Origin of the sequence: Lysinibacillus sp. JNUCC 51, assembly GCF_015999525.1 — a bacterium.
In the GTDB taxonomy this organism is placed as follows: Bacteria; Bacillota; Bacilli; order Bacillales_A; family Planococcaceae; genus Lysinibacillus; species Lysinibacillus xylanilyticus.
In genome coordinates this window covers 239,301-262,738 of the sequence record NZ_CP065545.1, presented here as the reverse complement: position 1 = coordinate 262,738, position 23,438 = coordinate 239,301, and the positions used below count along the sequence as shown (strand labels likewise).

At 37.6% G+C, this 23,438-nt stretch carries 22 protein-coding genes, 2 pseudogenes, 1 riboswitch and 1 other annotated feature; of the genes and pseudogenes, 22 read left to right on the top strand and 2 right to left on the bottom strand.

Annotation, left to right across the window (positions count from 1 at the left end; translation table 11 throughout):
* Window positions 1–241: 241 nt before the first annotated feature.
* Window positions 242–464 (top strand) — a binding site (T-box leader).
* A 395-nt stretch (window positions 465–859) separates the two neighbouring features.
* The 20 genes and pseudogenes from JNUCC51_RS01565 (at window position 860) to JNUCC51_RS01470 (ending at window position 20,047) form a co-directional block, all read left to right on the top strand.
* Entirely contained in the window at window positions 860–2,197 is a 1,338-nt protein-coding gene (locus JNUCC51_RS01565) for a sodium-dependent transporter (RefSeq protein WP_337990518.1), read from the top strand.
* A gap of 1,463 nt (window positions 2,198–3,660) precedes the next feature.
* Window positions 3,661–5,019, top strand: coding sequence for an aspartate kinase (locus JNUCC51_RS01560; RefSeq protein WP_337990517.1), 1,359 nt, complete (start codon window positions 3,661–3,663; stop codon window positions 5,017–5,019).
* A 250-nt stretch (window positions 5,020–5,269) separates the two neighbouring features.
* The gene (locus JNUCC51_RS01555; RefSeq protein ID WP_049665861.1) at window positions 5,270–5,452 is read left to right on the top strand and encodes a hypothetical protein; all 183 of its coding nucleotides are present in this window, start codon (window positions 5,270–5,272) and stop codon (window positions 5,450–5,452) included.
* A 207-nt stretch (window positions 5,453–5,659) separates the two neighbouring features.
* Window positions 5,660–6,343, top strand: coding sequence for an adenosylcobinamide amidohydrolase (locus tag JNUCC51_RS01550; protein WP_337990516.1), 684 nt, complete (start codon window positions 5,660–5,662; stop codon window positions 6,341–6,343).
* On the top strand, window positions 6,340–7,296 hold the full coding sequence (cbiB, locus tag JNUCC51_RS01545; RefSeq protein ID WP_337990515.1) for an adenosylcobinamide-phosphate synthase CbiB: 957 nt from the start codon (window positions 6,340–6,342) through the stop codon (window positions 7,294–7,296). The genes JNUCC51_RS01550 and cbiB overlap by 4 nt, the downstream gene beginning before the upstream one ends.
* Complete coding sequence (locus JNUCC51_RS01540) at window positions 7,283–8,362, top strand: pyridoxal phosphate-dependent aminotransferase (RefSeq protein WP_337990514.1); 1,080 nt, start codon at window positions 7,283–7,285, stop codon at window positions 8,360–8,362. Before cbiB ends, JNUCC51_RS01540 begins: the two co-directional genes overlap by 14 nt.
* 11 nt (window positions 8,363–8,373) lie before the next feature.
* Window positions 8,374–8,982 (top strand): histidine phosphatase family protein, encoded by a 609-nt coding sequence (locus JNUCC51_RS01535; RefSeq protein ID WP_337990513.1) that lies wholly within the window; start codon window positions 8,374–8,376, stop codon window positions 8,980–8,982.
* Window positions 8,983–8,993: 11 nt separating this feature from the next.
* Window positions 8,994–9,569, top strand: coding sequence for a bifunctional adenosylcobinamide kinase/adenosylcobinamide-phosphate guanylyltransferase (locus JNUCC51_RS01530; RefSeq protein WP_337990512.1), 576 nt, complete (start codon window positions 8,994–8,996; stop codon window positions 9,567–9,569).
* A 39-nt stretch (window positions 9,570–9,608) separates the two neighbouring features.
* A complete protein-coding gene (cobS, locus tag JNUCC51_RS01525; protein WP_337990511.1) occupies window positions 9,609–10,385 on the top strand; it encodes an adenosylcobinamide-GDP ribazoletransferase in 777 nt (258 codons plus the stop codon).
* On the top strand, window positions 10,358–10,957 hold the full coding sequence (locus tag JNUCC51_RS01520; protein WP_337990510.1) for a histidine phosphatase family protein: 600 nt from the start codon (window positions 10,358–10,360) through the stop codon (window positions 10,955–10,957). Before cobS ends, JNUCC51_RS01520 begins: the two co-directional genes overlap by 28 nt.
* Complete coding sequence (locus tag JNUCC51_RS01515; protein ID WP_337990509.1) at window positions 10,906–11,298, top strand: bifunctional adenosylcobinamide kinase/adenosylcobinamide-phosphate guanylyltransferase; 393 nt, start codon at window positions 10,906–10,908, stop codon at window positions 11,296–11,298. Before JNUCC51_RS01520 ends, JNUCC51_RS01515 begins: the two co-directional genes overlap by 52 nt.
* A gap of 247 nt (window positions 11,299–11,545) precedes the next feature.
* Window positions 11,546–12,040, top strand: coding sequence for an ECF transporter S component (locus JNUCC51_RS01510; RefSeq protein WP_337990508.1), 495 nt, complete (start codon window positions 11,546–11,548; stop codon window positions 12,038–12,040).
* A complete protein-coding gene (locus JNUCC51_RS01505; protein WP_337990507.1) occupies window positions 12,037–12,720 on the top strand; it encodes a hypothetical protein in 684 nt (227 codons plus the stop codon). Before JNUCC51_RS01510 ends, JNUCC51_RS01505 begins: the two co-directional genes overlap by 4 nt.
* Before the next feature lie 110 nt (window positions 12,721–12,830).
* Window positions 12,831–13,018: riboswitch (cobalamin riboswitch) on the top strand.
* Between the two features lie 160 nt (window positions 13,019–13,178).
* Window positions 13,179–15,392 carry a ribonucleoside-diphosphate reductase subunit alpha gene (locus JNUCC51_RS01500; protein WP_337990506.1) on the top strand — a complete coding sequence of 738 codons (2,214 nt, stop codon included), beginning with the start codon at window positions 13,179–13,181 and terminating at the stop codon, window positions 15,390–15,392.
* Between the two features lie 12 nt (window positions 15,393–15,404).
* On the top strand, window positions 15,405–16,445 hold the full coding sequence (locus JNUCC51_RS01495) for a ribonucleotide-diphosphate reductase subunit beta (protein ID WP_337990505.1): 1,041 nt from the start codon (window positions 15,405–15,407) through the stop codon (window positions 16,443–16,445).
* A 99-nt stretch (window positions 16,446–16,544) separates the two neighbouring features.
* Window positions 16,545–16,727: pseudogene (locus tag JNUCC51_RS01490) on the top strand (hypothetical protein); the annotation flags it as partial.
* A 117-nt stretch (window positions 16,728–16,844) separates the two neighbouring features.
* The gene (locus JNUCC51_RS01485; protein WP_337990504.1) at window positions 16,845–17,264 is read left to right on the top strand and encodes a DUF1801 domain-containing protein; all 420 of its coding nucleotides are present in this window, start codon (window positions 16,845–16,847) and stop codon (window positions 17,262–17,264) included.
* Window positions 17,265–17,397: 133 nt separating this feature from the next.
* On the top strand, window positions 17,398–18,387 hold the full coding sequence (locus JNUCC51_RS01480) for an alpha/beta hydrolase (protein WP_337990503.1): 990 nt from the start codon (window positions 17,398–17,400) through the stop codon (window positions 18,385–18,387).
* Window positions 18,387–19,058, top strand: coding sequence for a response regulator transcription factor (locus JNUCC51_RS01475; RefSeq protein ID WP_337990502.1), 672 nt, complete (start codon window positions 18,387–18,389; stop codon window positions 19,056–19,058). Before JNUCC51_RS01480 ends, JNUCC51_RS01475 begins: the two co-directional genes overlap by 1 nt.
* On the top strand, window positions 19,055–20,047 hold the full coding sequence (locus tag JNUCC51_RS01470; RefSeq protein ID WP_337990501.1) for a sensor histidine kinase: 993 nt from the start codon (window positions 19,055–19,057) through the stop codon (window positions 20,045–20,047). Before JNUCC51_RS01475 ends, JNUCC51_RS01470 begins: the two co-directional genes overlap by 4 nt.
* A gap of 165 nt (window positions 20,048–20,212) precedes the next feature.
* On the opposite strand, the gene JNUCC51_RS01465 is transcribed toward JNUCC51_RS01470, so the two are convergent.
* The gene (locus JNUCC51_RS01465) at window positions 20,213–20,668 is read right to left on the bottom strand and encodes a hypothetical protein (RefSeq protein WP_337990500.1); all 456 of its coding nucleotides are present in this window, start codon (window positions 20,666–20,668) and stop codon (window positions 20,213–20,215) included.
* A 66-nt stretch (window positions 20,669–20,734) separates the two neighbouring features.
* Here JNUCC51_RS01465 and JNUCC51_RS01460 point away from each other — a divergent pair.
* A pseudogene (locus JNUCC51_RS01460) lies at window positions 20,735–20,898 on the top strand (lactonase family protein); the annotation flags it as partial.
* Window positions 20,899–21,108: 210 nt separating this feature from the next.
* Here JNUCC51_RS01460 and JNUCC51_RS01455 read toward each other — a convergent pair.
* Window positions 21,109–21,987, bottom strand: a complete 879-nt coding sequence (locus JNUCC51_RS01455) for a LysR family transcriptional regulator (RefSeq protein WP_337990499.1) — start codon at window positions 21,985–21,987, stop codon at window positions 21,109–21,111.
* A 133-nt stretch (window positions 21,988–22,120) separates the two neighbouring features.
* Here JNUCC51_RS01455 and JNUCC51_RS01450 point away from each other — a divergent pair, with 133 nt between their 5' ends.
* Window positions 22,121–23,335 (top strand): MFS transporter, encoded by a 1,215-nt coding sequence (locus JNUCC51_RS01450; RefSeq protein WP_337990498.1) that lies wholly within the window; start codon window positions 22,121–22,123, stop codon window positions 23,333–23,335.
* Window positions 23,336–23,438: the final 103 nt, after the last annotated feature.

The window sequence follows — 23,438 nt, the reverse complement described above, 5'->3', positions numbered from 1 at the left end:
GTAAAAATAACCTTTTTTGTTTTAAAAGATTAATGATCAATTATTGAACTAAAAAACTTAAAACCTGTCGCAGTATTTAATAAAGTAAAAATCATATGTAATGCAAAATTATTCATTCAAAAGTCATATTTCGAATTTTTATAGCGGAAATAAGAGGGTAATACATAAAAATTCAAAAAAATTAATTGACTCTAGTATTAAATGTGTGATAAAAATGATAATATCAATTCGGAAAATTAATATTTGGGCAATGATAGGATTAAGTAGTGAAAATCTCCCTATTTCAGAGAACTGATGGTTGGTGCGAATCAGTATATAGATTATCATGAATTTCGACCTGGAGCATCTTTCATAAATCACACGTTGTGAGGAAGTGGGAGACGGTAGTGAATACCGTTATCAAATAAAGTGGTGAAGAATTTTTTCACAACTAGGGTGGTACCGCGATATATATCGTCCCTACGTTATTTACGTAGGGACTTTTTTTATTAAGGTTTTACTCTTGTTGTATTTTCATAACTAGGGTGGTACCGCGATATATAAACGTCCCTACGTATTTGCGTAGGGACGTTTTTTATTAAGGCTTTACTCTTGTTGTAAACTTCATAACTAGGGTGGTACCGCGATATATAATCGTCCCTACGTTTTTCGTAGGGACGTTTTTTTTATTAAGGTTTTATTCTTGTTATATCTTCATAACTAGGGTGGTACCGCGATATTTTTATCGTCCCTACATTTTCGTAGGGACGATTTTTATTTGAAAAGCAGTGGTTGTATGAGAAAGGAGTACGATAGACCAATATGAATAAAGACCGAATTGTAATAAACAAAGAAATAGAAAAAGAGAGGAGATAAAGAGATGAATTCACAGCAATGGACATCGAAATTAGGTTTCATTTTAGCCGCAGCAGGTTCAGCAATAGGACTTGGAGCAATTTGGAAGTTCCCGTATATGGCCGGTATAGGAGGTGGCGGTGCGTTCTTCCTTATTTTCATCGGTTTTACGTTATTAATTGGTTTACCGTTATTATTGGCGGAATTTGTCATTGGAAGAAGTACACAAAAAGAGGCTGTTGAAGCATATAGAACTATTGCTCCTAAGACGCAATGGCCTTGGGTTGGTAAACTAGGGATTGTAACATGCTTCATATTGCTTTCATTCTATAGTGTTGTTGGAGGATGGATTTTATTATATTTATGGAATGCAATTACAGGTAGACTATGGGAAGGAAATGGTTCGTACGAAGCAACATTTAGTGATATCATTTCCAATCCATTTTTAGCGGTTGGATCACAACTATTATTTATTCTAATGACTATTTTTATCGTAAGTAAAGGTGTACAAAACGGTGTTGAAAAAGTAAATAAATATTTCATGCCAGCACTATTTGTTCTATTCTTTGTCTTAATTATTCGTGCTCTTACATTAGATGGCGCTGGAGAAGGGGTTCGTTTCTTCTTACAGCCTGATTTCTCAAATGTGACATCTGAAATTATTTTATATGCGATGGGACAATCGTTCTTCTCATTATCTGTCGGAGTAGGCGTTATGGTAACGTATAGCTCATACTTACCGAAAGAAGAAAGCTTACCACGTTCTGCATTTTCTATCGTCGGTTTAACACTTGTAATTACATTACTTGCAGGGCTTGCTATTTTCCCAGTAGTATTCGCATTTGGAATGGAACCGTCTCAAGGACCTGGTCTATTATTTATTGTCTTGCCAGCGATATTCAGTAAAATGGCATTCGGAAAATTGTTCTTTATTATTTTCTTGTTACTATTTTTCTTTGCAACAATAACATCAGCAATTTCAATGTTGGAAATTAGCGTTGCCTCTTTAACGACAAAGGGTAAAGGGAAGCGCGAAAGAATGGCTTTGATTGTAGGATTACTAATCTTTGTTGTAGGGATTCCATCGGCTTTATCATATGGCGTATTAAGTGATTTTACATTATTCGGAAAAACAATCTTTGATTTAGCAGACTATACAGTAAGTAATATTCTTATGCCGCTCGGTGTATTATTAGTTGCGATCTTCGTACCGTTTAAAATGAAGAGAGATGTATTAATGAATGAACTGGGTGTAAGTAAAAATAAAGGCTATAAATTATTTGTGTTATGGTTATTCTTACTTCGCTATATCGCACCAATTGCAATTATTATTGTATTTTTAAATGTGATTGGCGTGATCTAAATACAAAAGGCCCTAAACAATATGTTGGGGCCTTTTCGCTATTAAATTATCTGTTTTACAATTCGTACTGAAACAAAGTAACTCCAAAATAAATTTGATTTTAAAGTTACTTTTTGTTTACTTCACTTTTTTCTGCACAAGAAGATTTGATTTTGACCGTAATCCAAAAAACTGCTCAGCTCCAAGAGGAAAAAAATCGAGTCCCCAAAAGAACTGCTCCGGTCCAAGAGGAAAGTGATCGGGACCTTCAAAGAACTGAACCGGTCTAAGAGGAAAGTGATCGGGTCCCCCATACAACTGCTCAGCTCCAAGAGGAAAGAGATCAAGTCCCCCAAAGAACTGCTCAGGCCCCCCGGATAACTGCTCCGGTTCCCAAAAATACCCCTCAGTCCCTACAAATATAGCCATACATAGAATAAAAGCGGAAACATACGCAAATCAAAGTAATACTCGCCTAAAACAGATAAAAAAATCATAAAAAAGAATAGCTTGACATTGCTCGAAATAGCACAAACATCACAAGTTTTTCTGCATATCATAATGGAGAAAGCGTTTTCTTCAATTAATATAGAAGGAATGCACTACAATTTAACTTCTTTCAGCATTTATCTCCCACTTCTATAGCTGCTTGATAAGTGTGGTTTAAGTCACTTTTCATCGGGTGTCGCAGAAAGAAGTTAAAGCTTCTGGCGGATGTCCTGGAATCTGAAACAAATCCACAAAGGATGTTAGCCTAAAATCATCGCATCCATGCTATAACGGCTAACTGACCTGCATCGGTAAAACACCACGTCCTTTGGCATTGCCGAAATGATTGACATCGTGTCGGTCCTCGCGCAGGCCTGAGCACAAAGCCGATTCCGGGCGTAAATTTTGCCAAGGCATTATTGATTCAAGTTTGCTGAAAAACACTTACTAATTTAAGTATGTACAAAAGGTCCTTGCATAGTGTACTTTTCGTTACTTGGTTTTATTACGACACTAAGAGGGAAGGGCATGAAACCTTGATGGCTTATTTTCTTGGGATAGTCATGTCCGAAGGGTTTCGGCTTGTAGATGTTGTAATAAAAACCCACATTCTGCTGTTGAAATGATACATCTTACCTTTATACAAGCAATATTGTTTATATTGATATCCACATTTATATTCATATAGACGTGATTTTGTTTATCATGTCAGATCTAGCGTTAAAAAATTCTGTAAATTAGATGATTTCAGCTAGTTCAGACAAATATTTGTACGATTATAGGAATTCTATGAAAAAAATTCGCAAAAACCTTAACTATTTCATTCGAAATCCGTATAATAAATCAAACAGTGTGAAAATTGTCCATTTTCCATCGATTAATTGCGTGAATTTTTTAAATTGTATTGACGTGGGGAACTATAATTTGTACACTGTGTACATTCAATTGTTTTTTGGAGGAATACATTTAATTTAAAAAGTTAGGATTTGATGGTTATGATCGTATGTAAATTTGGTGGAACATCTGTAGCAAGTGCAGAACAAATTCAAAAAGTGGCAAACATTGTAAAATCTAATCCGGCACGTAAAATCGTAGCCGTTTCTGCACCTGGGAAGCGCTCTGGTGACGATATAAAGGTAACTGACTTATTAATTAACTTGGCAATGGCAGCATTAAAAAATGAAGAAATTGAAGAAGAATTGCAAATCGTTGTCAATCGCTTTATGGCGATTGCGGATGGTTTGGAGTTAGATCATACAATTTGTGACGTGATCGCTGAAGATTTACATGAACGTGTACAAGGTGATAAATCGAATGAGGAAATGTTCATCGATAGCATCAAAGCGGCAGGGGAAGACAATAACGCGAAGCTAATCGCTGCTTATTTCAATTCAATCGGTATGCCGGCACGCTACGTAAGTCCAAAAGATGGTTTGGTCGTCAATGATTTACCTGAACGCACATATGCATTACCAGAGGCTTATGCGAATTTAGCACCTCTAAGAAGCACCAAAGAAATCATTGTTTTCCCAGGTTTCTTCGGTTACACTAAAGCGGGCATACTGCGTACATTTGACCGTGGTGGCTCTGATATTACAGGGTCTATTTTAGCAGCTGCTGTTGAAGCAGAGCTTTATGAAAACTTTACGGATGTGGACTGTGTGTTCTCCGCAAATCCGAAAGTTGTGAATGATCCAGTGGAAATTAAAGAAATTACGTATCGCGAAATGCGCGAATTATCCTATGCAGGCTTTTCAGTTTTCCATGATGAAGCTTTAATGCCTGTCTATAAGATTGGGGTGCCAGTTAACATAAAAAATACAAATAATCCATCAGCCCCGGGTACTCGTATCGTACCAAGACGCTCTGTAACAGGACGTCCGGTTACAGGTATCTCGGCAGACAGCGGCTTTTCAACTTTATATGTGTCAAAATATTTGATGAATAGAGAAGTAGGCTTTGGCCGTAAGCTTCTACAAATTTTGGAAGATGAAAATATTTCATATGAACACACACCGTCTGGTTTAGACGATATTTCTGTCATTATGCGTTCAAATCAAATAACACTTGAAAATGAAGAACGGATTCTTTCTCGTGTGAAAAATGAGTTAAATGCAGATGATGTACAAATGCGTCATGGATTCTCTATGATTGTTATAGTAGGCGAAGGTATGCGTAATAACACAGGACTAGCGGCACGAGCTGCAACTGCAATTTCAAAAACTGGTGCAAATATAGAGATGATTAATCAAGGGTCATCTGAAGTTAGTTTAGTATTCGGAGTACTACAAGAATATGAAAACCAAATTTTACAAGCGTTGTACGAAGAATTTTTTGCACATGCAAGAGTGTAAGGAATTATGTGAATTTTGAGTCAGTGGGGATTTTTCATCCCCACTAAACGGGCAGATAATGTTCTACCTAACTTCTTTGTTTCTGCTAAATTTCGAGGTGGGAGTCTTTTTCCTGACGCTTTGTTTTAGGTACAGATTAATTTCTGCCCGTTAATGCGGTGTAAACGCTAATCCTTGAACTGGATTAGTGTTTTCTTTTTGACGGGAATACGGTAAAATCAAGGGCGTATATTGATTGGAGGTCTTTCTGTTGAAAAAATTATCGATTGGTATGTTTCTATCAATGATTGGCATACTATTTGTTTGTTTAACGATCATGGATATTTTACCGTCCTCGACAAAAACGATGAAAATTGTCTATATCGGAATTGGCTGGGTGTTTATCATTGCGGGGTCTATTATTCGTTTTAAAACTTTAAAACAAAGGCAATAACGGAATATCTCAAAATTGAATTGTGATAAGACGCAAATTTGTGATACAATTTCAAAAAAATAAATAATTTGAGTATTATGAAGTTGTGATGCTGTACGATAATTCAAAAGGTTTATATTTGGGATAGATTATTAATTTAAGAATGAACAGTACAAATTCTTCTTTGTAAGAATTTGTTTTTTTATTTTCTGAATAGGAGGCGAGATAATGCCAGTACTACGTAAGGACGATATTCATATTTCCGACCATTATGTTGCCGTCCAAACAGATTCACCAATGAAGGTCGTTTCCTCGGCAGTACATAATCCTGGCTTTGGCTTTTATACACATTTGATGAATCGTTCAGTACCTTATACATATGATGAACGCAAACCACAGATAGAATTACAACGTTTTTTACAGTCTGAGGGCTTTCCGATTGACAATACTGTTGCAATGATGACGGCTGTGTATGCCCGATATGCAACAATTCGTGAGTTTACATATGAAGGAATTCATCTTGTCATAATGATTACGGCTGGTCTTGGTAATGCCGTCGATATTACGCGTGCCTTTCATCGTCAGGAGAAGTATCATGCTGGGACTATTAATACGTGGGTACTGATAAATGGAAGATTGTCAGATGAAGCATTATTTCAGGCAATGATTTCTACGACAGAGGCTAAGGTCAAGGCACTTATTGATGAGGGTATAACAGATCCAACTACGGGTACACAAGCTACAGGTACGTCAACGGATAGTTTGTTAATTGCTTCAACAGAGGAAGGCGACTACCATCAATATGCTGGACCGATTACGATGCTAGGAAAAGTCATTGGCCATGGTGTTTATGAAACGATGCGTGAGGCCATTCAAAAATATAAAAAAGACAAAGAGGAGAATCCTTTATGATGGCACTGGTGATCGCCTGTATCATTGGGCTTGTTTTTGATTTAATAGTGGGTGATCCCCCTAAAATGCCTCATCCAGTACGCTGGATTGGGAAGCTCATTCAATCTCAAACTGAATTATGGAATAAAGGAAGAATGAGAAAATTCCGAGGAATGGTGATGTCACTCGCTGTAGTTGGTACAACGATGTTTGTTGTGACGGCAATTATGCTACTAAGTTATCACGTTAGTCTACTATTTGGCATATTGGTGGAGGGCTTATTAATTGGGATTGGACTAGCTCAGCGTAGCTTGAAGGAAGCTGCGATGGCTGTCTACGAACCGCTCGTCAAAGGGGATTTTGCTGAAGCTCGTGTGAAGCTTTCTTGGATTGTTGGACGTGATACGGAGAAGCTTGACGAGGATGAGATAGTCCGTGGTGTTGTGGAAACGGTCTCAGAAAACACGAGTGATGGGGTAACAGCTCCATTATTTTATGCCTTTTTGTTTGGCGCAATAGGGTTATGGGGCTATAAGGCCGTCAATACGTTAGACTCTATGATTGGCTATAAAAACGACAAATATAAAGATTTTGGTATGTTTGCTGCAAAGCTAGACGATGTACTAAATTTTATTCCAAGTCGATTAACTGGTCTACTTATGGTGCTAGGAACGAAAAATGAAACGAATGTATCTCTCGGTAAGCGCTTAAAACGTTGGGCACAGGATGCGAAAAAGCATCCAAGTCCTAATAGTGGTTATTTAGAAGCGGCAACAGCCGTTCAATTAGGGGTACAGCTTGGTGGAAAAAATACATATCAGGGTGTCGTATCTTATCGAGCAACAATGGGCGAGAAATTAGTTCCATTAACAAAAGAGCATATTGCAACGTCTGTAATTCAGATGCGCATTGCGACCTTGCTCTTTACTCTTGTAATGTTAGCAGTGGAGGTGTTAATTTTTGCAATTACCTAATCACGGAGCAAATCCGCAAAATGTTTATCATCAGCTAGGACTTAATATGCCCGAAGAGGTGTATGACTTTAGCGAAAATGTTAATTCGGCAGGGCCACCCCCGTTTGTTGAGGCGCGTTGGCGGACATTTTATCCGCTCATACAACGTTATCCAGATCCGGACGGTGAGCCGTTTTTATCAAAGGTGGCAGCTTTTCATGATGTTCAGAAAGAATCTATATTACTAGGAAACGGTGCATCTGAGCTTTTTAGTGTTCTAGTTAGACGCTACGCCAATAAGCGTGTTATTATCGTACATCCAACTTTTTCAGAATATGAACGAACATTAACAGCAGCAGGCGCTGAAATTATACCAGTTATTGTAGAAGATATTGTTCACTACACGTTGCCGATGGTGCATCTGAAGCGTGAAATGACGAACGCAGATGCATTATATATTTGTACACCGAACAATCCGACGGGGGTGTTACCAAAGAAAGAGGAGCTTCTCGAATTAATCTCTCACGGTGCAAATGTCGATTGTGAGCTTGTCATTGATGAGGCATTTATTGACTGGGTAGATGAAGACTATTCATTGATCCAACATGTAGCAGAAAATCCTCATATGATCGTCGTTCGTTCGATGACAAAAATGTATGCGATTCCAGGATTACGCCTTGGCTATCTAGTAGCAAGCCCGGTAGTTGTTAGTGAGCTAAAGAATATCCTGCCGCATTGGAACTTGAATGCCTTTGCCCTTGTTATAGGTACAGGTTGTTTAGATGAACATGTATATTGTAAACAAGCTATTGCCTATGCTAAAAATCAACGGGAAGCGCTGCAGAGCTATTTACAAGAAAAAGGTTGTCAGGTGACAAATAGTGTAACGAATTATGTATGTTTTGCATTGCCGAAAAATCAGCAAACAGATGCATTTTTTACATATTGTTTATCAAAAGGCGTCGTGCTGCGCCATACAAAAAACTTTATGGGCTTAAATGGTGAATGGTTCCGTATTGGAATTAAAGATATTGCAGCCATGACATATTTACAGAATTGTTTGCAGACGTGGTTTAACGCAAATTAGGGGTGAGAAAGGTGACAACTTTTTATTTAGTAAGACATGGTGAAACGATGTGGAATAAAGAGCATCGGCTACAGGGATGGCTAGATTCATCATTATCCGAGAATGGTATTTTACATGCAGAAAAACTTCGTGATCATTTGAAAAATATCTCTTTTTCAGTGGCATATAGCAGTTCTAGTGGCCGTGCAAAGGAAACGTTGCATATTCTTTTGGATGATCGTGAGCTTCCAATATTTTATGAGGATAATTTACGAGAGATTTTTTTAGGGGAATGGCAAGGGAAAACAGTCGAGGACATTATGACTACGCATCGACTTGACTATGAATTATATACCGATTATCCTGGACAATTTGTCGCAACCCATACAGAAAGCTTTGGTATGGTAACAGAAAGAGCAATGTTTACGTTAAAGAAAATTGCAGAAAAATATCCCGAGGACAATGTTTTAATTGTGTCCCATGCTGTAGCTATTAAATGCGTCATTAATGCTATTTTAGGGCGCAGCATCAATCAGCTGTGGGCAGAACCCTTTATTAATGGTACAAGTGTCACGATTATTGAACATGTCGGGCAGCAATGGCTCGTTAAAGATATCGGGAACATTCAACATTTACAATAGGAGGCGTAAGCATGCCACTGATTTTCATTACAGGGGGAGTACGCAGTGGTAAATCCCACTTTGCTGAAAAAGCGGCTGTTACTCACTATCAAACAGAGTTTACTCAAGCACAACGACTTATTTATATTGCTTCGGGAGTAGCGTTGGACCGTGAAATGGAGAAACGAATACTGCGTCATCAGGCAGATAGACAGGCACAAAATATTGAATGGCTGACGATAGAAGCACCTTATGACATCGCTAATACATTACATCAACTGACCGATGGAGATGTTGTGCTATGGGACTGTGTTACGACATGGCTGACTAATGCTTTTTACGAGGGTTTTGATACAGGAACTCCTTGTGTGGAACAACCCGGTTGTTTAGAGGAGAAGCTAGATATTTTAAAAAAGGCGGTAGAGACGTTACTTGAGAAAAGGGTGACGTTTTTTATCGTCTCAAATGAATTATTCGATGAGCCTCCATATTCTAGCGAGGAAGTTGAGTTATACCGACAAATGCTTGGGGGATTACATCAATGGTTCGTATCTATAGCGGATGAGGCGTATGAAATAAATTATAGTGTTGTGAAGAAATGGAAATAATGAATGACACTTTAAAAATTAAAAGAAGGTGGCAAGACGATGAAAAATTTCTGGCATAGCATACAACTTGCGTTTCAATTTTTTACAGTTTTGCCGGTACATAAAGAAATTCCTTTGTCGAAAGCAACTATTACAGGGATGTTCGCCTTTTTGCCATGGGTAGGGGCGCTCATGGGTACGGTAGTGGCAGCGGTGATCTATAGTTTAACTGAATGGACGGCTAGCAGTGAGGTCTTGCTTTCCTTTGTGATTATCGGATTGTTTGCTTTATTTACTGGCGGTTTACATTTAGACGGTTTTATTGATATGGGGGATGCTTATTTTTCGTATCGAGATCGAGAGAAGCGGCTTGAAATTTTAGATGATCCACGTGTTGGCGCATTTGGAGTGCTTTCAGTGTTATTTTTAGTGCTTGGCAAATTTGTAATATTGCATGAGCTATTCGTACAGCATAAGTTTGCACTATGGATGCCTGTGTTTATTCCGTTATTAACACGAGTTGGCATGAGCTTTTATTTTATGTCGCTCAAGTGCTCAAAGGAAAAGGGGCTAGCCTACTTTTTTAAAACACATATTAAGCCGGGATTTCTTATCTGCTATATGCTGTTAACACTAGTTATTGCATATAGCAGCTTGTTGTTTGTCATAGGCTTCTCAATTGTTCCATTAGTATTGATAGCAGTATTAGCGATTGCCTTTTTAGTCTTTCGGCAATTTACAGTGCGCAACTTTGGTGGCGTTTCTGGAGATTTACTTGGGGCTTCAATTGAAGGAATGGAGGTTGTACTGTGGGTGACGTTGTTATTGTGCGCTTAATGAGACATGCACCAACAAAGGAAAATTTGGAGAAGCGTTATATCGGCTGGACAGATTCTTCATTAGCTGATGCATCTTTGCTGACTATTGTAGATAAAAATGTCACGAAAGTGTATGGTAGCGATTTGCTGCGCTGTAGGGAAACAGCTGACCACTATTTTCCGAATGCAACATACGTCTCTGATAGAAGATTTCGAGAGTCGAACTTCGGAGAATTTGAAGGGCACACATATGAAGACTTAAAATCAGATAGTCGTTATTGTGCATGGTTAGATGATCCTCTACAGTCTCCACCTCCAAAGGGGGAAGGCTTTGATGCATTTAGTGCGCGTGTCATTGAAGGGTTCACGGCATTACCGAAAGACGAAGATGTTTATCATCTCGTTGTCCATGGAGGAGTAATTCGAGCTCTTCTTGTTGCATTTGCACCAACTGAGCAAACTTTTTGGTCGTATCAAACACCGCATGATAAAATGTTTTCTTTAATGTTTACAAGAAAGGCTTGGGAGGAGGGAGCGAGATGCATGTCTTTATCGGAGGAGCCTATAATGGAAAAACCGACTTTGTCATGAAATTACTTGCAGGACAAAAAGTTGAGCTAGTAGATGGCGATCTACCTGATGGCACTCCTACCTGTGATGTACTAATTATTAAAAACATAGAGAAGTGGCTCGTGACACAAGATCTTGAGGATGATGAATCTCTTGTTAGAGCCATTTTGACAAGACTAAAGACTCTTGAAGAAAATTGTGCACTGTATATAATTGTGACCGATATGGGACGTGGAGTTGTGCCGATGGAAAAGCAGGCACGATTATTACGCGATACATGTGGGCGATTGTACCAGGCATTGTTCTCTGAAGCCGAACAAGTGGTACGCATTTGGTACGGTATTGGGGAACAAATCAAATGATATATATTTGAAAAATTTAGAAGGCTTTTCATTCATAATGTATGGTTTGATGATTGTTAAAATCTATGCTATGTATATTAGTTGATTGGAGTGGAGGCTGGGTGACTCCTTGGGAATCAGCGTTACAGATGAGACCCTGGAGCGAGCAAAGCGGCTCATCGGACGCCCTCAGGAAAGCACCCAGCCGGAACGGAAATCAACTACACGTTATAATCAATAGCTAATATTAAAGAAAAGAGGAAATGGAATGGATCGACAAAGATTGATGAAGTTGACGCTCACTGCCATGGTAGCAGCAATTTGTGCAGTTGGTGCAGTCATTAAAATTCCAACATTTATTTCAACTGCAGCGCTTGACTCTGCACCTGCATTTTTGAGCGTTGTCTTTTTATCTCCAGTATTAGCTGGGATTGCGGGAGTAATTGGGCATTTTATCTCAGCCTTAACTACTGGCTTCCCATTAGGGCCACTACATATTATTATCGCAGTAGAAATGTTTATTGTTGTATGGATCTTTGGGGTTATGCATAAAAAAGGAATGCATTTTTGGAAATGGCCAGTAGCATTTATTTTAAATGGTGTTGTGGCACCTTTACCATTTTACTTTATCATTAGTCCGGCATTTTACTGGACGTCACTGACTAGTCTTCCTTTGGCAACACTCGTAAATCTAGTGATTGTTGCGGTTGTGATGCCAATTCTCTCTAAGGTGTTTGTGCGTAAGGAAGGTCGAGTACATTGAGAAATGCAATAAAAGTCGGTGAGCTCATTGCTACGACAGATAATGCCGCGGCAATTGGCGAAAAGCCACAAGATGTTGTGTCTGCTTCAAACAAACTTACAGCTTATTTCACTGCACGTGTTACTTTTTTAGAGCAGCTTGCTGCAAATGCTTTACCAAGCCATATTTTACTCGCTAATTTTTCAGGGGATGCTGCATGGTCTAGCTATGTTGCTGGTATTCAGCAGGTTTTTGATGAAGCTGGACTAAGTTGTCCGCTAATAGACGGTAGTACAGAGTCCAATATGCCCACTTTACAATCAGGGTTGTCTATAACGATGCTTGGTGAGCAGCAAAAACGCACAGCAACTCAACATGAACAGCTTAGTTGGTACACCTATGGACTACCGCTTGTAGGCAATGAAGTCCTTGCACAGCCGGAAGATGTTGCAAAGCTCCAGCCTATTTTTGAGGCGTGGAAAGAGGGAATAGTGCAGCAAGTATGGCCAGTTGGATCAAAAGGTCTAAAAGCCGAATTTACTCGGCTTTTTGGCAAACAACAGGTCAAAAGTTCATTAGATGTCGAAAAGACAGCTGGTCCATGTGCAGTAGTTTTACTAGGAATTCTGCCAGAAAAAGAGCAGATAGCACAAAAAATTTTTCCAAGAAATTTTGAAAAACTACGTAAAACTGCATTGTAATTGGGCTTGCTTCGAGAAAAAGTAGCACTTTACAACTTGCAAGGGGCAAAACGCCTATTGCAACAATAAACACAATATGTTAGATTTGTTTAGGAATCAAAACACAATATATAGTATTTTGGACAAGCGGTACCAATATGGTTTAAAAGGGAATTCGGAGAAAGAGTCATCTTAAGCCGAAGCTGTCCCCGCAACTGTAAATGCTGACAAATGATGAATAGGCCACTGTGAAGAACGGGAAGGCTATCATTTGGAGGAAGCATGAGCCAGGAGACCTGCCGAGTTGTTCAAGACAGCAACACATTCTTCGGGGATTGAGAAGTGGAGGCGAAAGATTTGTCACTTCTTTGTGTGCATGTCCTTCATTTCCATTTCCGATTTTACAGCGATCACGTAACCGATAGATGTTGCGTGATCGTTTTTTGTGTTGCTGGAGAAGGAAAGGGAGAGAATGGTACATGACAATTCAAATCGAACAGCAAATTGCTAAGCTCAAAAAAAGTTACACGGAGGATGAACTCGAAAGTTTTGTAAGGTTATCGGATCGATGGCTACGAAAAAACGACAATGCCACATTTGAAGCATGGGCAGATGCGATGATTTTACAAACGCTTAGCTTAATTGATGAGGAGGAGCCATACTGGACATTTGTCGCAGCTCAAATTTATTTAGAAAAACTATATGATCAATTTGCAATGCGTCGTGAAGTTTCAGTGAAGGATGTTTATAAGGTTTTCCCAGAACATTTAGCACACTATACAGAAGCTGGATTGTATCATGAAAGTTTAACAACAAAATATAGTGAACAGGAGCTACAGGAACTTGCTTCTTATTTAGATCCAAGTCGAGATGAGTTGTTTACGTATATTGGCTTAAAAACATTAATGGACCGCTATGTAGTTCGTGATTACACGAAAACACCAGTGGAACTACCCCAGGAACGATGGATGGTTATTGCAATGACTCTGATGCAAGATGAAACAGAAAATCGTTTAGAAAAAGTACGTGAATCTTACTGGGCAATGAGTAATTTATATATGACTGTTGCCACACCAACATTATCGAATGCAGGTAAAACACATGGACAGCTATCTAGTTGCTTTATTGATACAGTAGATGATAGTTTACAAAGTATTTATGACACGAATACAGATGTCGCAACATTATCTAAGTATGGCGGCGGTATTGGTGTTTATATGGGCAAAATTCGTAGCCGAGGCTCATCTATTAAAGGCTTTAAAGGTGCATCAAGTGGTGTTTTACCATGGATTAAACAGCTTAATAATACAGCGGTTTCAGTCGATCAGCTTGGGCAACGACAAGGAGCTATTGCTGTCTATCTAGATGTTTGGCATAAAGACGTCTTTACGTTTTTAGATTTACGCTTAAACAATGGGGATGAGCGTCTGCGTGCCCATGATATTTTCACAGGGCTGTGCTTGCCAGATTTATTTATGGAAACTGTTGAGGCACGTGGGGAATGGCATTTATTTGACCCCCATCAAGTGCGAGAAGTCATGGGCTACTCACTAGAGGATTTCTACGACGAGAAAAAGGGTGACGGTTCTTTCCGAACAAAATATGCGGAATGTATCGCGAATCCATTATTAAGTCGTGAAGTCGTACCGGCCATTGATATTATGAAGCGTATTATGCGCTCACAGCTTGAAACAGGCGTACCGTTTATGTTCTATCGAGATGAAGTAAATCGTATGAATCCGAATAAGCATGAGGGGATGGTTTACAGCTCGAACCTGTGCACAGAAATTTTCCAAAATATGTCAGCGACTGAATTTGAATCTATTACCCTTGAAGATGATGTTATCGTAACACGTCGCAAACCTGGAGATTTCGTTGTATGTAACTTATCATCTATTAATTTAGGTAGAGCTGTACCTGCTGGTGTTCTAGAACGATTGATCCCAGTTCAAGTACGTATGCTAGATAACGTTATTGCTCTAAATACAATTCCAGTAAAACAAGCAGAGCGTACGAACTTACGCTACCGTGGTATTGGGCTTGGAACATTTGGCTGGCACCACCTATTAGCTTTGAAAGAAATTCAATGGGAGTCTGAGGAAGCTGTAGAATTTGCGGACAAGCTATATGAGGAAATTGCGTATTTAACGATTCTTGCTTCTAACGAATTGGCAAGTGAAAAAGGGGCTTACCCATTGTTTGAAGGCTCAGATTGGCATACGGGTGCATATTTTGACAAACGAGGCTATGACAGCAATAAATGGAATACATTACGCGCGGCGGTTGCAGAAAAAGGTATGCGTAACGGCTATGTTATGGCAGTTGCACCGAACTCATCAACATCTATTTTAGCGGGCAGTACGGCTACGATTGATCCAATCTTCCAGAAGAGTTATTCAGAAGAGAAGAAGGATTACAAAATTCCAGTAACAGTACCAGATTTATCACCTGTGACGACTTGGTATTATAAATCTGCTTATTTCATCGATCAAAATTGGACAATCAAGCAAAATGCTGCACGAGCACGTCATATCGACCAAGGCATTTCACTTAATTTATACGTTCAAAATACGATTAAGGCGAAAGATTTACTAGCATTGCATATGAATGCTTGGGCGAGCGGTGTGAAAACAACATATTATGTGCGCTCAACGTCTGTAGAATTGCTAGAATGTGAGTCTTGCGCGAGCTAGGAGGAAGTATCAATGACAACTATTACAAAACGACAAATTATGGATAAGGAAGCACCGAACCGTTCAACAGGAATTGTCAACGGACGCTCTTCTAACATTTTAAACTGGGATGATGTGCGTTTTAGCTGGGCGTATCCTAAGTATAAAATAATGCTAGGTAACTTCTGGACACCATTTGAAATTAATATGAGCAATGATGTTAAGCAGTTTCCAGGGCTATCTGCGGATGAACAGGAATCCTTTTTAAAAATCATTGGCTTGCTGGCGCTATTAGACAGTGTGCAAACAGATTTTGCGGGGAAAGTAGCGGATTATTTAACTGACTCAAGCTTAAATGCACTCATGATTATTTTAGCGCAACAAGAGGTTATCCATAATCACTCTTATTCCTATGTGCTATCAAGTATTGTCAACAAAGACGAGCAGGATCGTACGTTTGACTATTGGCGTACTGAGCCGGTGCTAGAGCGCCGTAATGATTTCGTTATTAAGGGCTACCAAGCATTTTCCGAAGAGCCTACTGTTGAAAATATGCTAGAAGCGATTGTCTATGATGTGATTTTAGAAGGATTGTTCTTCTATTCTGGCTTCGCGTTCTTCTATCATTTAGCACGCAATCAAAAAATGGTCGCAACGTCAACGATGATAAATTATATTAATCGCGATGAGCAGCTACATGTCGATTTATTTATTAAGATTTATCAGGAGCTATTAGAGGAATATCCTGAATATGATACACCAGAGCGAGCAGCACGTGTCCAAGAGATCTTCCGTGAAGCCGTTCAGCTAGAAATCGATTGGGCCAATGAAGTGATTGGCAATAAAGTTGATGGCCTCGATGTGGAAGATGTGCATGATTATGTACATTTCTATGCAAATGTTCGCTGTAATCAGCTTGGTGTAGATCGTCCGTTTGAGGGCTATCGCAAAAATCCATTGAAATGGATTAAAGCATACGAAGATGTTGACTTAGGGAAAACAGATTTCTTCGAGCAACGTTCTCGCCAGTATGTGAAGGTTAATGTTGAAGATAACGGATTTGATGATTTGTAAAAAAACTTTAGAGAAAAAACAGCCATGTTAGCGTGAAGAATGCTGACATGGCTTTTCTTTAGATTATTCAAAAAAACTGGTTGAAAAATGGTGGGATGCCAGGGACGTACAAGCTTTGTCATTGCCCATCGCTTAAAAACTATCGAAAATGCTGACCAAATTCTTGTTATTCAACAAGGTGAAATCGTTGAGCAGGGCAATCACCAGCAGCTCATGCAAAAACAAGGTATTTATAGTAATCTGCAGCAAAAACTTTTTACTTCAGCAAGTGGAATAACATAAATCAAGCTGTCTATTAAAGTAAAAACTTAATAGACAGCTTTTGTTTTTAGCTATTGTGGAAGCCCTTTGGAAATGTTATGATGCATCAAATTCAACTTTAGAAAGTGAGGTAACAAAATGTACGAATTAAAAACAAAAGAAACTGACGAGAGTGTCATTGAATTTATTGAAAATGTGGATAATCCAAAAAAGCGAGAAGATGCTTACCGACTATTGGACATTTTTGCTGATGTAACAGGATATGAAGCAAAAATGTGGGGGCCAAGTATTATAGGATTTGGTAAATATCACTACAAATATAAGACTGGACATGAAGGCGACGCACCTTTAGTTGGATATTCTCCTCGAAAAGCTAAAATCAGTTTATATTTTGCCCCAGGTGACAGCGAGCGAGACAATTTCTTAAAGGATTTTGGTAAACACACAACAGGAAAAGCTTGTGTTTATATTAATAAACTAGCGGATATTGATGTGGAAATATTAAAGTCGCTCATCCAACGATCTGTATCATTTTTACAAGAGAAGTATCCCGATTAATAATTTTCTAGGTCAAGGGTTGTCTAAGTGGAGTAAAACACTTTTAGACAGCTTTTTTATTTTCTGCAAAAAAATTAATTAGAAATTTATTTTTATTGTTTATCCTTTCATTATCAACTGAAAGGGGAATTTTATGAAAAAACTTTTTAAGAAAATAGTTATCAACTTTATTACGGTTATACTTATTGGACTAGTGGTGATATTTAGCTATCATCGATATCAGCTTAGTAAGGAATCCGAACTTTTAGATACTAAAGGAACACTGGTTGAGGTGGATCATCGAAAAATCAATGTTTACACTGAGGGTGATGGTCAGGATACTTATGTGTTTATGGCAGGCTCAGGGGTTGCGGCACCGATATATGAAATGAAAGGGCTATACAGTAAATTTTCAAAAGAACATAAGATTGCTGTTATTGAAAGAACGGGATATGGCTATAGCGATGTTTCGAAGGACGAACGAGATATTGATACAATGTTAGCACAAACTAGAGAAGCCCTTCTGAAAAGTGGGAACAAGCCTCCTTATATTTTAGTACCACATTCCATTTCAGGGGTTGAAGCGATTTATTGGGCACAAAAATATCCTGAAGAAATTGAGGGGATTATTGCGCTAGATATTGGTTTGCCAAGTCAATATGTGGAGCATAAAATGGGAGCTGTCGATTTATGGACTGTTAGGGGAATGAATTTGCTAACGAAAATAGGCTTACAACGTTTAGCCCCTTCGCAAGTGTATAATCCAGAAGTAATGAAGCAATCGTTTTTAACTGCGGAAGAAAAAGAAATTTATAAAGCACTATCTTATAAACAAGTTTTTAATGATGATATGAAAAATGAGCTACTACATGTGTATGAAAATAGTTTAAAATCAGAGAAGCTCCCAAAACCAAAAGACACACCGATATTATTAATAGATGCTATTGCTGAACAAAATAAAGATTCGAAGTTTACAAAGTACCAAAGCCAGAAATATGCGGAATTTGCCGAGCGAATTAACATAGCGGAAGTGCAAGAATTAAGTGGTACACATAGTATTTATTTATATAAACCTGATGAAATTTATAATCTTGCCATAGAATTTATGAAGACAAAAGTTGGCAACACAGAAAGGCCGAGGTAATGAAAGGATATACAATTTTAATAGTAGAAGACGACCAAATGATTGGCGATTTGATGCAAAAAATACTACAACGTGAAGGTTACGAGGTTGTATGGAAAACTGATGGACGTGAAATTATGAACTTGATCCATCAAATCGATTTAGTCATAATGGACATTATGCTTCCAGGGGAAGATGGCTATCAGCTGACAAAAAATATTAAAAGCTTAGGCTTAAATATCCCTATTATTTTTCTTTCAGCTCGTAATGATATAGAGAGCAAGCTTCAAGGGTTAACAGTTGGTGAAGACTATATGACAAAACCATTTGATCCGAGAGAGCTCCTTTTAAGAATGCAGAAAATGCTTGAGCAGCAATATGGGACATTTACGCAAATCCAGCATCTTTTGATTGATATAGAGCATCGTAAGTTATTTAAAAATAATATACATGATGAAATTTCATTAACAGCAATCGAACGTAAAATTTTCTTTTATTTATTTGACAACAAGGATAGGGTGTTAACGAAGGATCATTTTTTTGACTACTTATGGCCGCTTGAAGATCGAAATCAAAATATCATCAATGTCCACATAAAAAAAATCAGATCGAAAATTCATGATTCATCAGGTACCATCCTACAAAATATTTACGGAGAAGGGTATCGGTTAAATACCTACATAAAGAAATGACACTAAAGACAAAATATCGATTATTATTATTTACTGCTATAGTTAGTGTTCCAATCGTATTGTTAGGGATCAGTGTGTCGATGTCTATTATTTATGAATTCGCTTTTAAAACTAGAAATAAAGGCACCCCATTCCATGAATCTTTCGCCTATCCAGCTATGCTGATTGTGTTCTTCCTATCATTATGTTTGCTAGCATTTTTATTTTCGAAATCGATTAATTCATTACTGACGAAAATTAATATGCTAAACAAAACGATCCGTGATTTAGCGAGTAATGAAAGTACACCGAGTACATTAGAGGTTGGTAATGAGGATGAAATTGGAGAGTTAATTCAGTCAGTTAACATACTAATTGAGCGAACTACTTATCGGGAACTAGAGCTTAAACAACAGCAGGAGCTACAAAAAGAGCTACTACAAAAGCTTAGACACGACATTAATACCCCGTTAACAGCAATCCGTTTACAATTATTTTATCTAGAAGATTACTATAAGGAGCAGCCTAAATTGGTGGAATCCTTGAATGAGCAAATACAATATATAGCTAGCTTAACGAATGAATTTAATTTGCAGTCCTTAGACACAATGGAGAATTCATATATCGTTACGGAGGAAGTGCAACTCACGACATTGTTAGAAACGATGATAAAAAAATGGAGCTATTTATATAGAATGCATAACATTGAATTAATTTTTCATTCAGAGGATGCCCATTTAACATGGACGAGTAATGAACTATGGCTCCAACGCATGTTCGATAATGTGTTCCAAAACACATTGAAACATTCAAAAGCTACAAAGCTCGATATAACAATAAAAGATAGTAAGGTTTTCATGATGGATAATGGTACTGGTTTTGAACAAAATCGCGAAAGCGGGGGACTTGGCTTGAAGATTATCGATGACATCGCTAGAATTCTTCAAGTAACTTATGCACTCCATACAAATGATGAAGGGACATCTTTTTGTTTTTCTATTTCAACTTAAAAACAACGGCTTTTTCACTTTGCCGTTGTTTTTTTATTACATCGTAAAAAGCTAGGTGTTAAATTCAGAAAGTTGGTTGTTTTAAAAATAGACTGTTTTCTCCAAGATTATTGCTTCTGGTTTATCTATCTTATTTAAGTAAAGCTCGTTAGCTTAATAAGGTTTTCATATACCGCAATGATATAAGTAGAATTTGCCATCATACAATTGTTTAGAAATATTAATGATTTTTTCAAATTTTTCAATAGTGTCATCTCTATCAAAACTCAATAAATCATCATCGGTGTATTCATGGTAATAAATAAGTTTTTCGATTACAGGCGGACCATTCTTAAATAAATCTCTCCAAGCAGTAAAAATAGAAATAAGGGAGAAAGCCGAATGTTCATCAAATAGTGTTATCCCAATCTCATTAATCCCTACTTGTTTTGGGTTTCCTGGAAAAGCGGGGTTCATACATGGAATCCATGTAAGTGAATCAAAAATATATTCAAATACATTGATATCAACTGTAATGTAATCAACAATTATATCCTTGTATTTGTCTTTATCCATAACAAAGTTCAGAAAAAAATCGTCATCTTGTGTTTCGGTCTTTTTTATTAAATAAAATTCATGCATAAATATCCTCCTCGTATATTCAATCCATTTTAATGTAACAAATAACTATATTAACATATATTATCAGATGTCAGCGTGAGTAAAGACGGACGGCATTTTTACACCCTGAAAAGAAATCAGGGAACAGTTTCTGTATTTGCTATTCAAGGGGATGGGGTCTAGTTAGATTACAGGTATCCGCTTGGACACAGCTTCCTTATTTTGGCTCACAAGGATTAGCTGTTCTTTGATTTTTTTATAAGTTGGTTGATAAATTAAGAAAGTTGGTTGTTAAATTAAAAAAGTTGGTTGATAAATTAAAAAAGTTGGTTGTTAAATTAAAAAAGTTAGTCGATAAACTTAAAAAGTCGGGTGATAAACCTAAAAATTAGAGCGATAATTCACAAAATTGTTCCGACAAATCACAAAAACGTTCCGATAAATCTCCAAACCCTATCGAACTAGTTTTGTTCGATAGGGTCTTCCAACAACAACGATTTAATAATATGTTTTAATTGAAAAATAGAAGATTGTGGACTTTCGCTCTTCTTATAAATAAAGACAGTTTCTATTACTTTGTTTAGCTGCTGCAAATCGTAATAGTGAATGTTGGAATAGTTATAAAGATCAATTAGTTTTGTATTTAACACTGCAATCGTATTGTCTATTTGTAGGAAATCAAGGATACTACTTACCGATTTTATTTCCTTCATGGTAAACGGAACTTCATTCTTTTTTAACCACTCTGCCATCGCTCGTGTATACATACAGCCTCTACTTAACACAAGTAGTGTAACAGGTGAACGTTTCTCAAAATCAATAATATAAGAATTGTTCGAAATGACTTCAAATGTTTCGGTTGCAATCACGTCATAATTTAAATTAGGGAAGTGTTTAATAGGGTTACTCGTAAGTGCACAATCCATTTCGGTATTATGTATTTTTTGATTTAAGGAAGTGCTAGATTCAACAATGAAATCGATATCTAAAGGAATATTATTTGTTTGCAAGGCATTCATAATGGATGCGCCATAAATTTTAATCGTTGTATGGGAAGTGCCTAGGGTAATTTTCGTATTCGTTTGTGCCGAACCAATTCCTTGTAAAAATTCATCGTACTCTTCTGTAATTAGCTTTAAAAATTTTAAATATTGTGTCCCTACATTCGTAATCTTCAAGCCCTGCGGTGTACGTTTAAACACCTCTTGACCAATTTCTCCCTCCATTTTCTTCACTTTAGAAGTTAAGGCAGATTGAGTATAATTCGTCATTTCAGCGGATTTACTAAGATTTTGCCTCTCCAAAATTTCGATTTTTAATGCTATTTCTTCTATGTTCATGTTGTATTTCACACACCTATAAAATTTTTTGATAGCAACTATCATTTTCCTCCATTTTACGCATTCATAGGACAAGCGTAAACTCAAATACGTAAAGTTAATGAATTAGTGTAACAGCATTGGAGGAATTTTTATGAATTCATATTATAAATGGATCATTGTATTAGTAGCTACACTGTCCCAAACTGCGGCAACTTTTGTGACGTACGGCATGGGGCCAATTGCTACATTTTATCAAATCGAATGGAATTTATCATCGTTTCAAACAGGGTTTATCGTTTCTGCCGTTAATATTGGACCAATCTTTTCGATGATGCTGTTCGGCTATTTTATGGATAAAAAAGGGGAAAAACAAATTATCGGATGGGGATCCATTTTACTAGGGTTTTCAGCGCTACTTCTCACGTTAGTAAATAATTACGCAATGTTGATACTTTTATTATTAATCGTGGGCGTTTGGTACGGAAGTGCGCAAACGGGGGGCAGCACAGCAATTGTGAAATGGTTTCCGGATAAACATCGCGGGCTGGCGATTGGCATTCGACAAACGGGCATCCCAATTGGCGGCGCCTTAGCGTCAGCCATTCTCACATATATGTACTATAATCATAGCCTAACATCGGTGCATCTTGTACAAGGTTTCGTGGCTATTGGAGGAGGACTGCTCTTTTTACTAATTTATCAGGAGCCTAAAAATCGCGTAGCAGTAGCTGCTGCAACCTCTGTCACTTTTAAAGAGAAGCTAGAAGCTATTAAAAATAATAAAGACTTATATCCAATCTATATTGTAGGAATTGTCATGATGACCTTACAAATGATACTCGTTGCTCATTTCATGAGTTATTTACATCAAGAAGGAGGTTATTCCTTAACAGAGGCGGGGCAGTATTTAAGCCTTTTATTAATCGGTGGAATGATTGGAAGGGTAGCCATAGCGTGGATTAGTGATCAATTCTTTGCACAGAAGCGGGAATATTTATTAATGATAGTAATGGTTAGTGCAGTTATTCTTACTGTCATATTGCCACTTATGTTACAAGCGCAAGTGCTGATGCTTTTCTGTTGTTTCTTATTAGGCTTTGTAGCACTTGGCTGGTATTCGTTGTTTATTGCTTGTGTCACAGAGCATTCGCATCCACATTATGTTGGTCTAACTGTTAGTGCAGCCTTGACGTTGAATCAGTTTTTTATTGTAATCGCTCCTTCGTTTTATGGCTATATGGTAACGTTATTTTCAAGCTATCAAGTAGCGCTGGACATTGTTGCAATAGCTGTCGCTCTCGGGGCAATGAATTTATATAGGGTGACCAAAAATATGAAGATTTCAAAAACGGCCGATCAAATTTAATGAATGACTTAGATTATTCGTTTCACATTCAGTTCATAAACTTGTTGTATCATCCGTTTATAGATAAATAAATAACATCTATAAAAGTGATTTTCATCTGTTT

Bases quoted from the DNA above. Each gene is read 5' to 3' on its own strand.
- JNUCC51_RS01565 (WP_337990518.1), top strand. From the start codon at position 860: ATGAATTCACAGCAATGGACATCGAAATTAGGTTTCATTTTAGCCGCA.
- JNUCC51_RS01560 (WP_337990517.1), top strand. From the start codon at position 3,661: ATGATCGTATGTAAATTTGGTGGAACATCTGTAGCAAGTGCAGAACAA.
- JNUCC51_RS01550 (WP_337990516.1), top strand. From the start codon at position 5,660: ATGCCAGTACTACGTAAGGACGATATTCATATTTCCGACCATTATGTT.
- cbiB (WP_337990515.1), top strand. From the start codon at position 6,340: ATGATGGCACTGGTGATCGCCTGTATCATTGGGCTTGTTTTTGATTTA.
- JNUCC51_RS01530 (WP_337990512.1), top strand. From the start codon at position 8,994: ATGCCACTGATTTTCATTACAGGGGGAGTACGCAGTGGTAAATCCCAC.
- cobS (WP_337990511.1), top strand. From the start codon at position 9,609: ATGAAAAATTTCTGGCATAGCATACAACTTGCGTTTCAATTTTTTACA.
- JNUCC51_RS01515 (WP_337990509.1), top strand. From the start codon at position 10,906: ATGCATGTCTTTATCGGAGGAGCCTATAATGGAAAAACCGACTTTGTC.
- JNUCC51_RS01510 (WP_337990508.1), top strand. From the start codon at position 11,546: ATGGATCGACAAAGATTGATGAAGTTGACGCTCACTGCCATGGTAGCA.
- JNUCC51_RS01500 (WP_337990506.1), top strand. From the start codon at position 13,179: ATGACAATTCAAATCGAACAGCAAATTGCTAAGCTCAAAAAAAGTTAC.
- JNUCC51_RS01495 (WP_337990505.1), top strand. From the start codon at position 15,405: ATGACAACTATTACAAAACGACAAATTATGGATAAGGAAGCACCGAAC.
- JNUCC51_RS01485 (WP_337990504.1), top strand. From the start codon at position 16,845: ATGTACGAATTAAAAACAAAAGAAACTGACGAGAGTGTCATTGAATTT.
- JNUCC51_RS01480 (WP_337990503.1), top strand. From the start codon at position 17,398: ATGAAAAAACTTTTTAAGAAAATAGTTATCAACTTTATTACGGTTATA.
- JNUCC51_RS01475 (WP_337990502.1), top strand. From the start codon at position 18,387: ATGAAAGGATATACAATTTTAATAGTAGAAGACGACCAAATGATTGGC.
- JNUCC51_RS01470 (WP_337990501.1), top strand. From the start codon at position 19,055: ATGACACTAAAGACAAAATATCGATTATTATTATTTACTGCTATAGTT.
- JNUCC51_RS01465 (WP_337990500.1), bottom strand. From the start codon at position 20,668: ATGCATGAATTTTATTTAATAAAAAAGACCGAAACACAAGATGACGAT.
- JNUCC51_RS01455 (WP_337990499.1), bottom strand. From the start codon at position 21,987: ATGAACATAGAAGAAATAGCATTAAAAATCGAAATTTTGGAGAGGCAA.
- JNUCC51_RS01450 (WP_337990498.1), top strand. From the start codon at position 22,121: ATGAATTCATATTATAAATGGATCATTGTATTAGTAGCTACACTGTCC.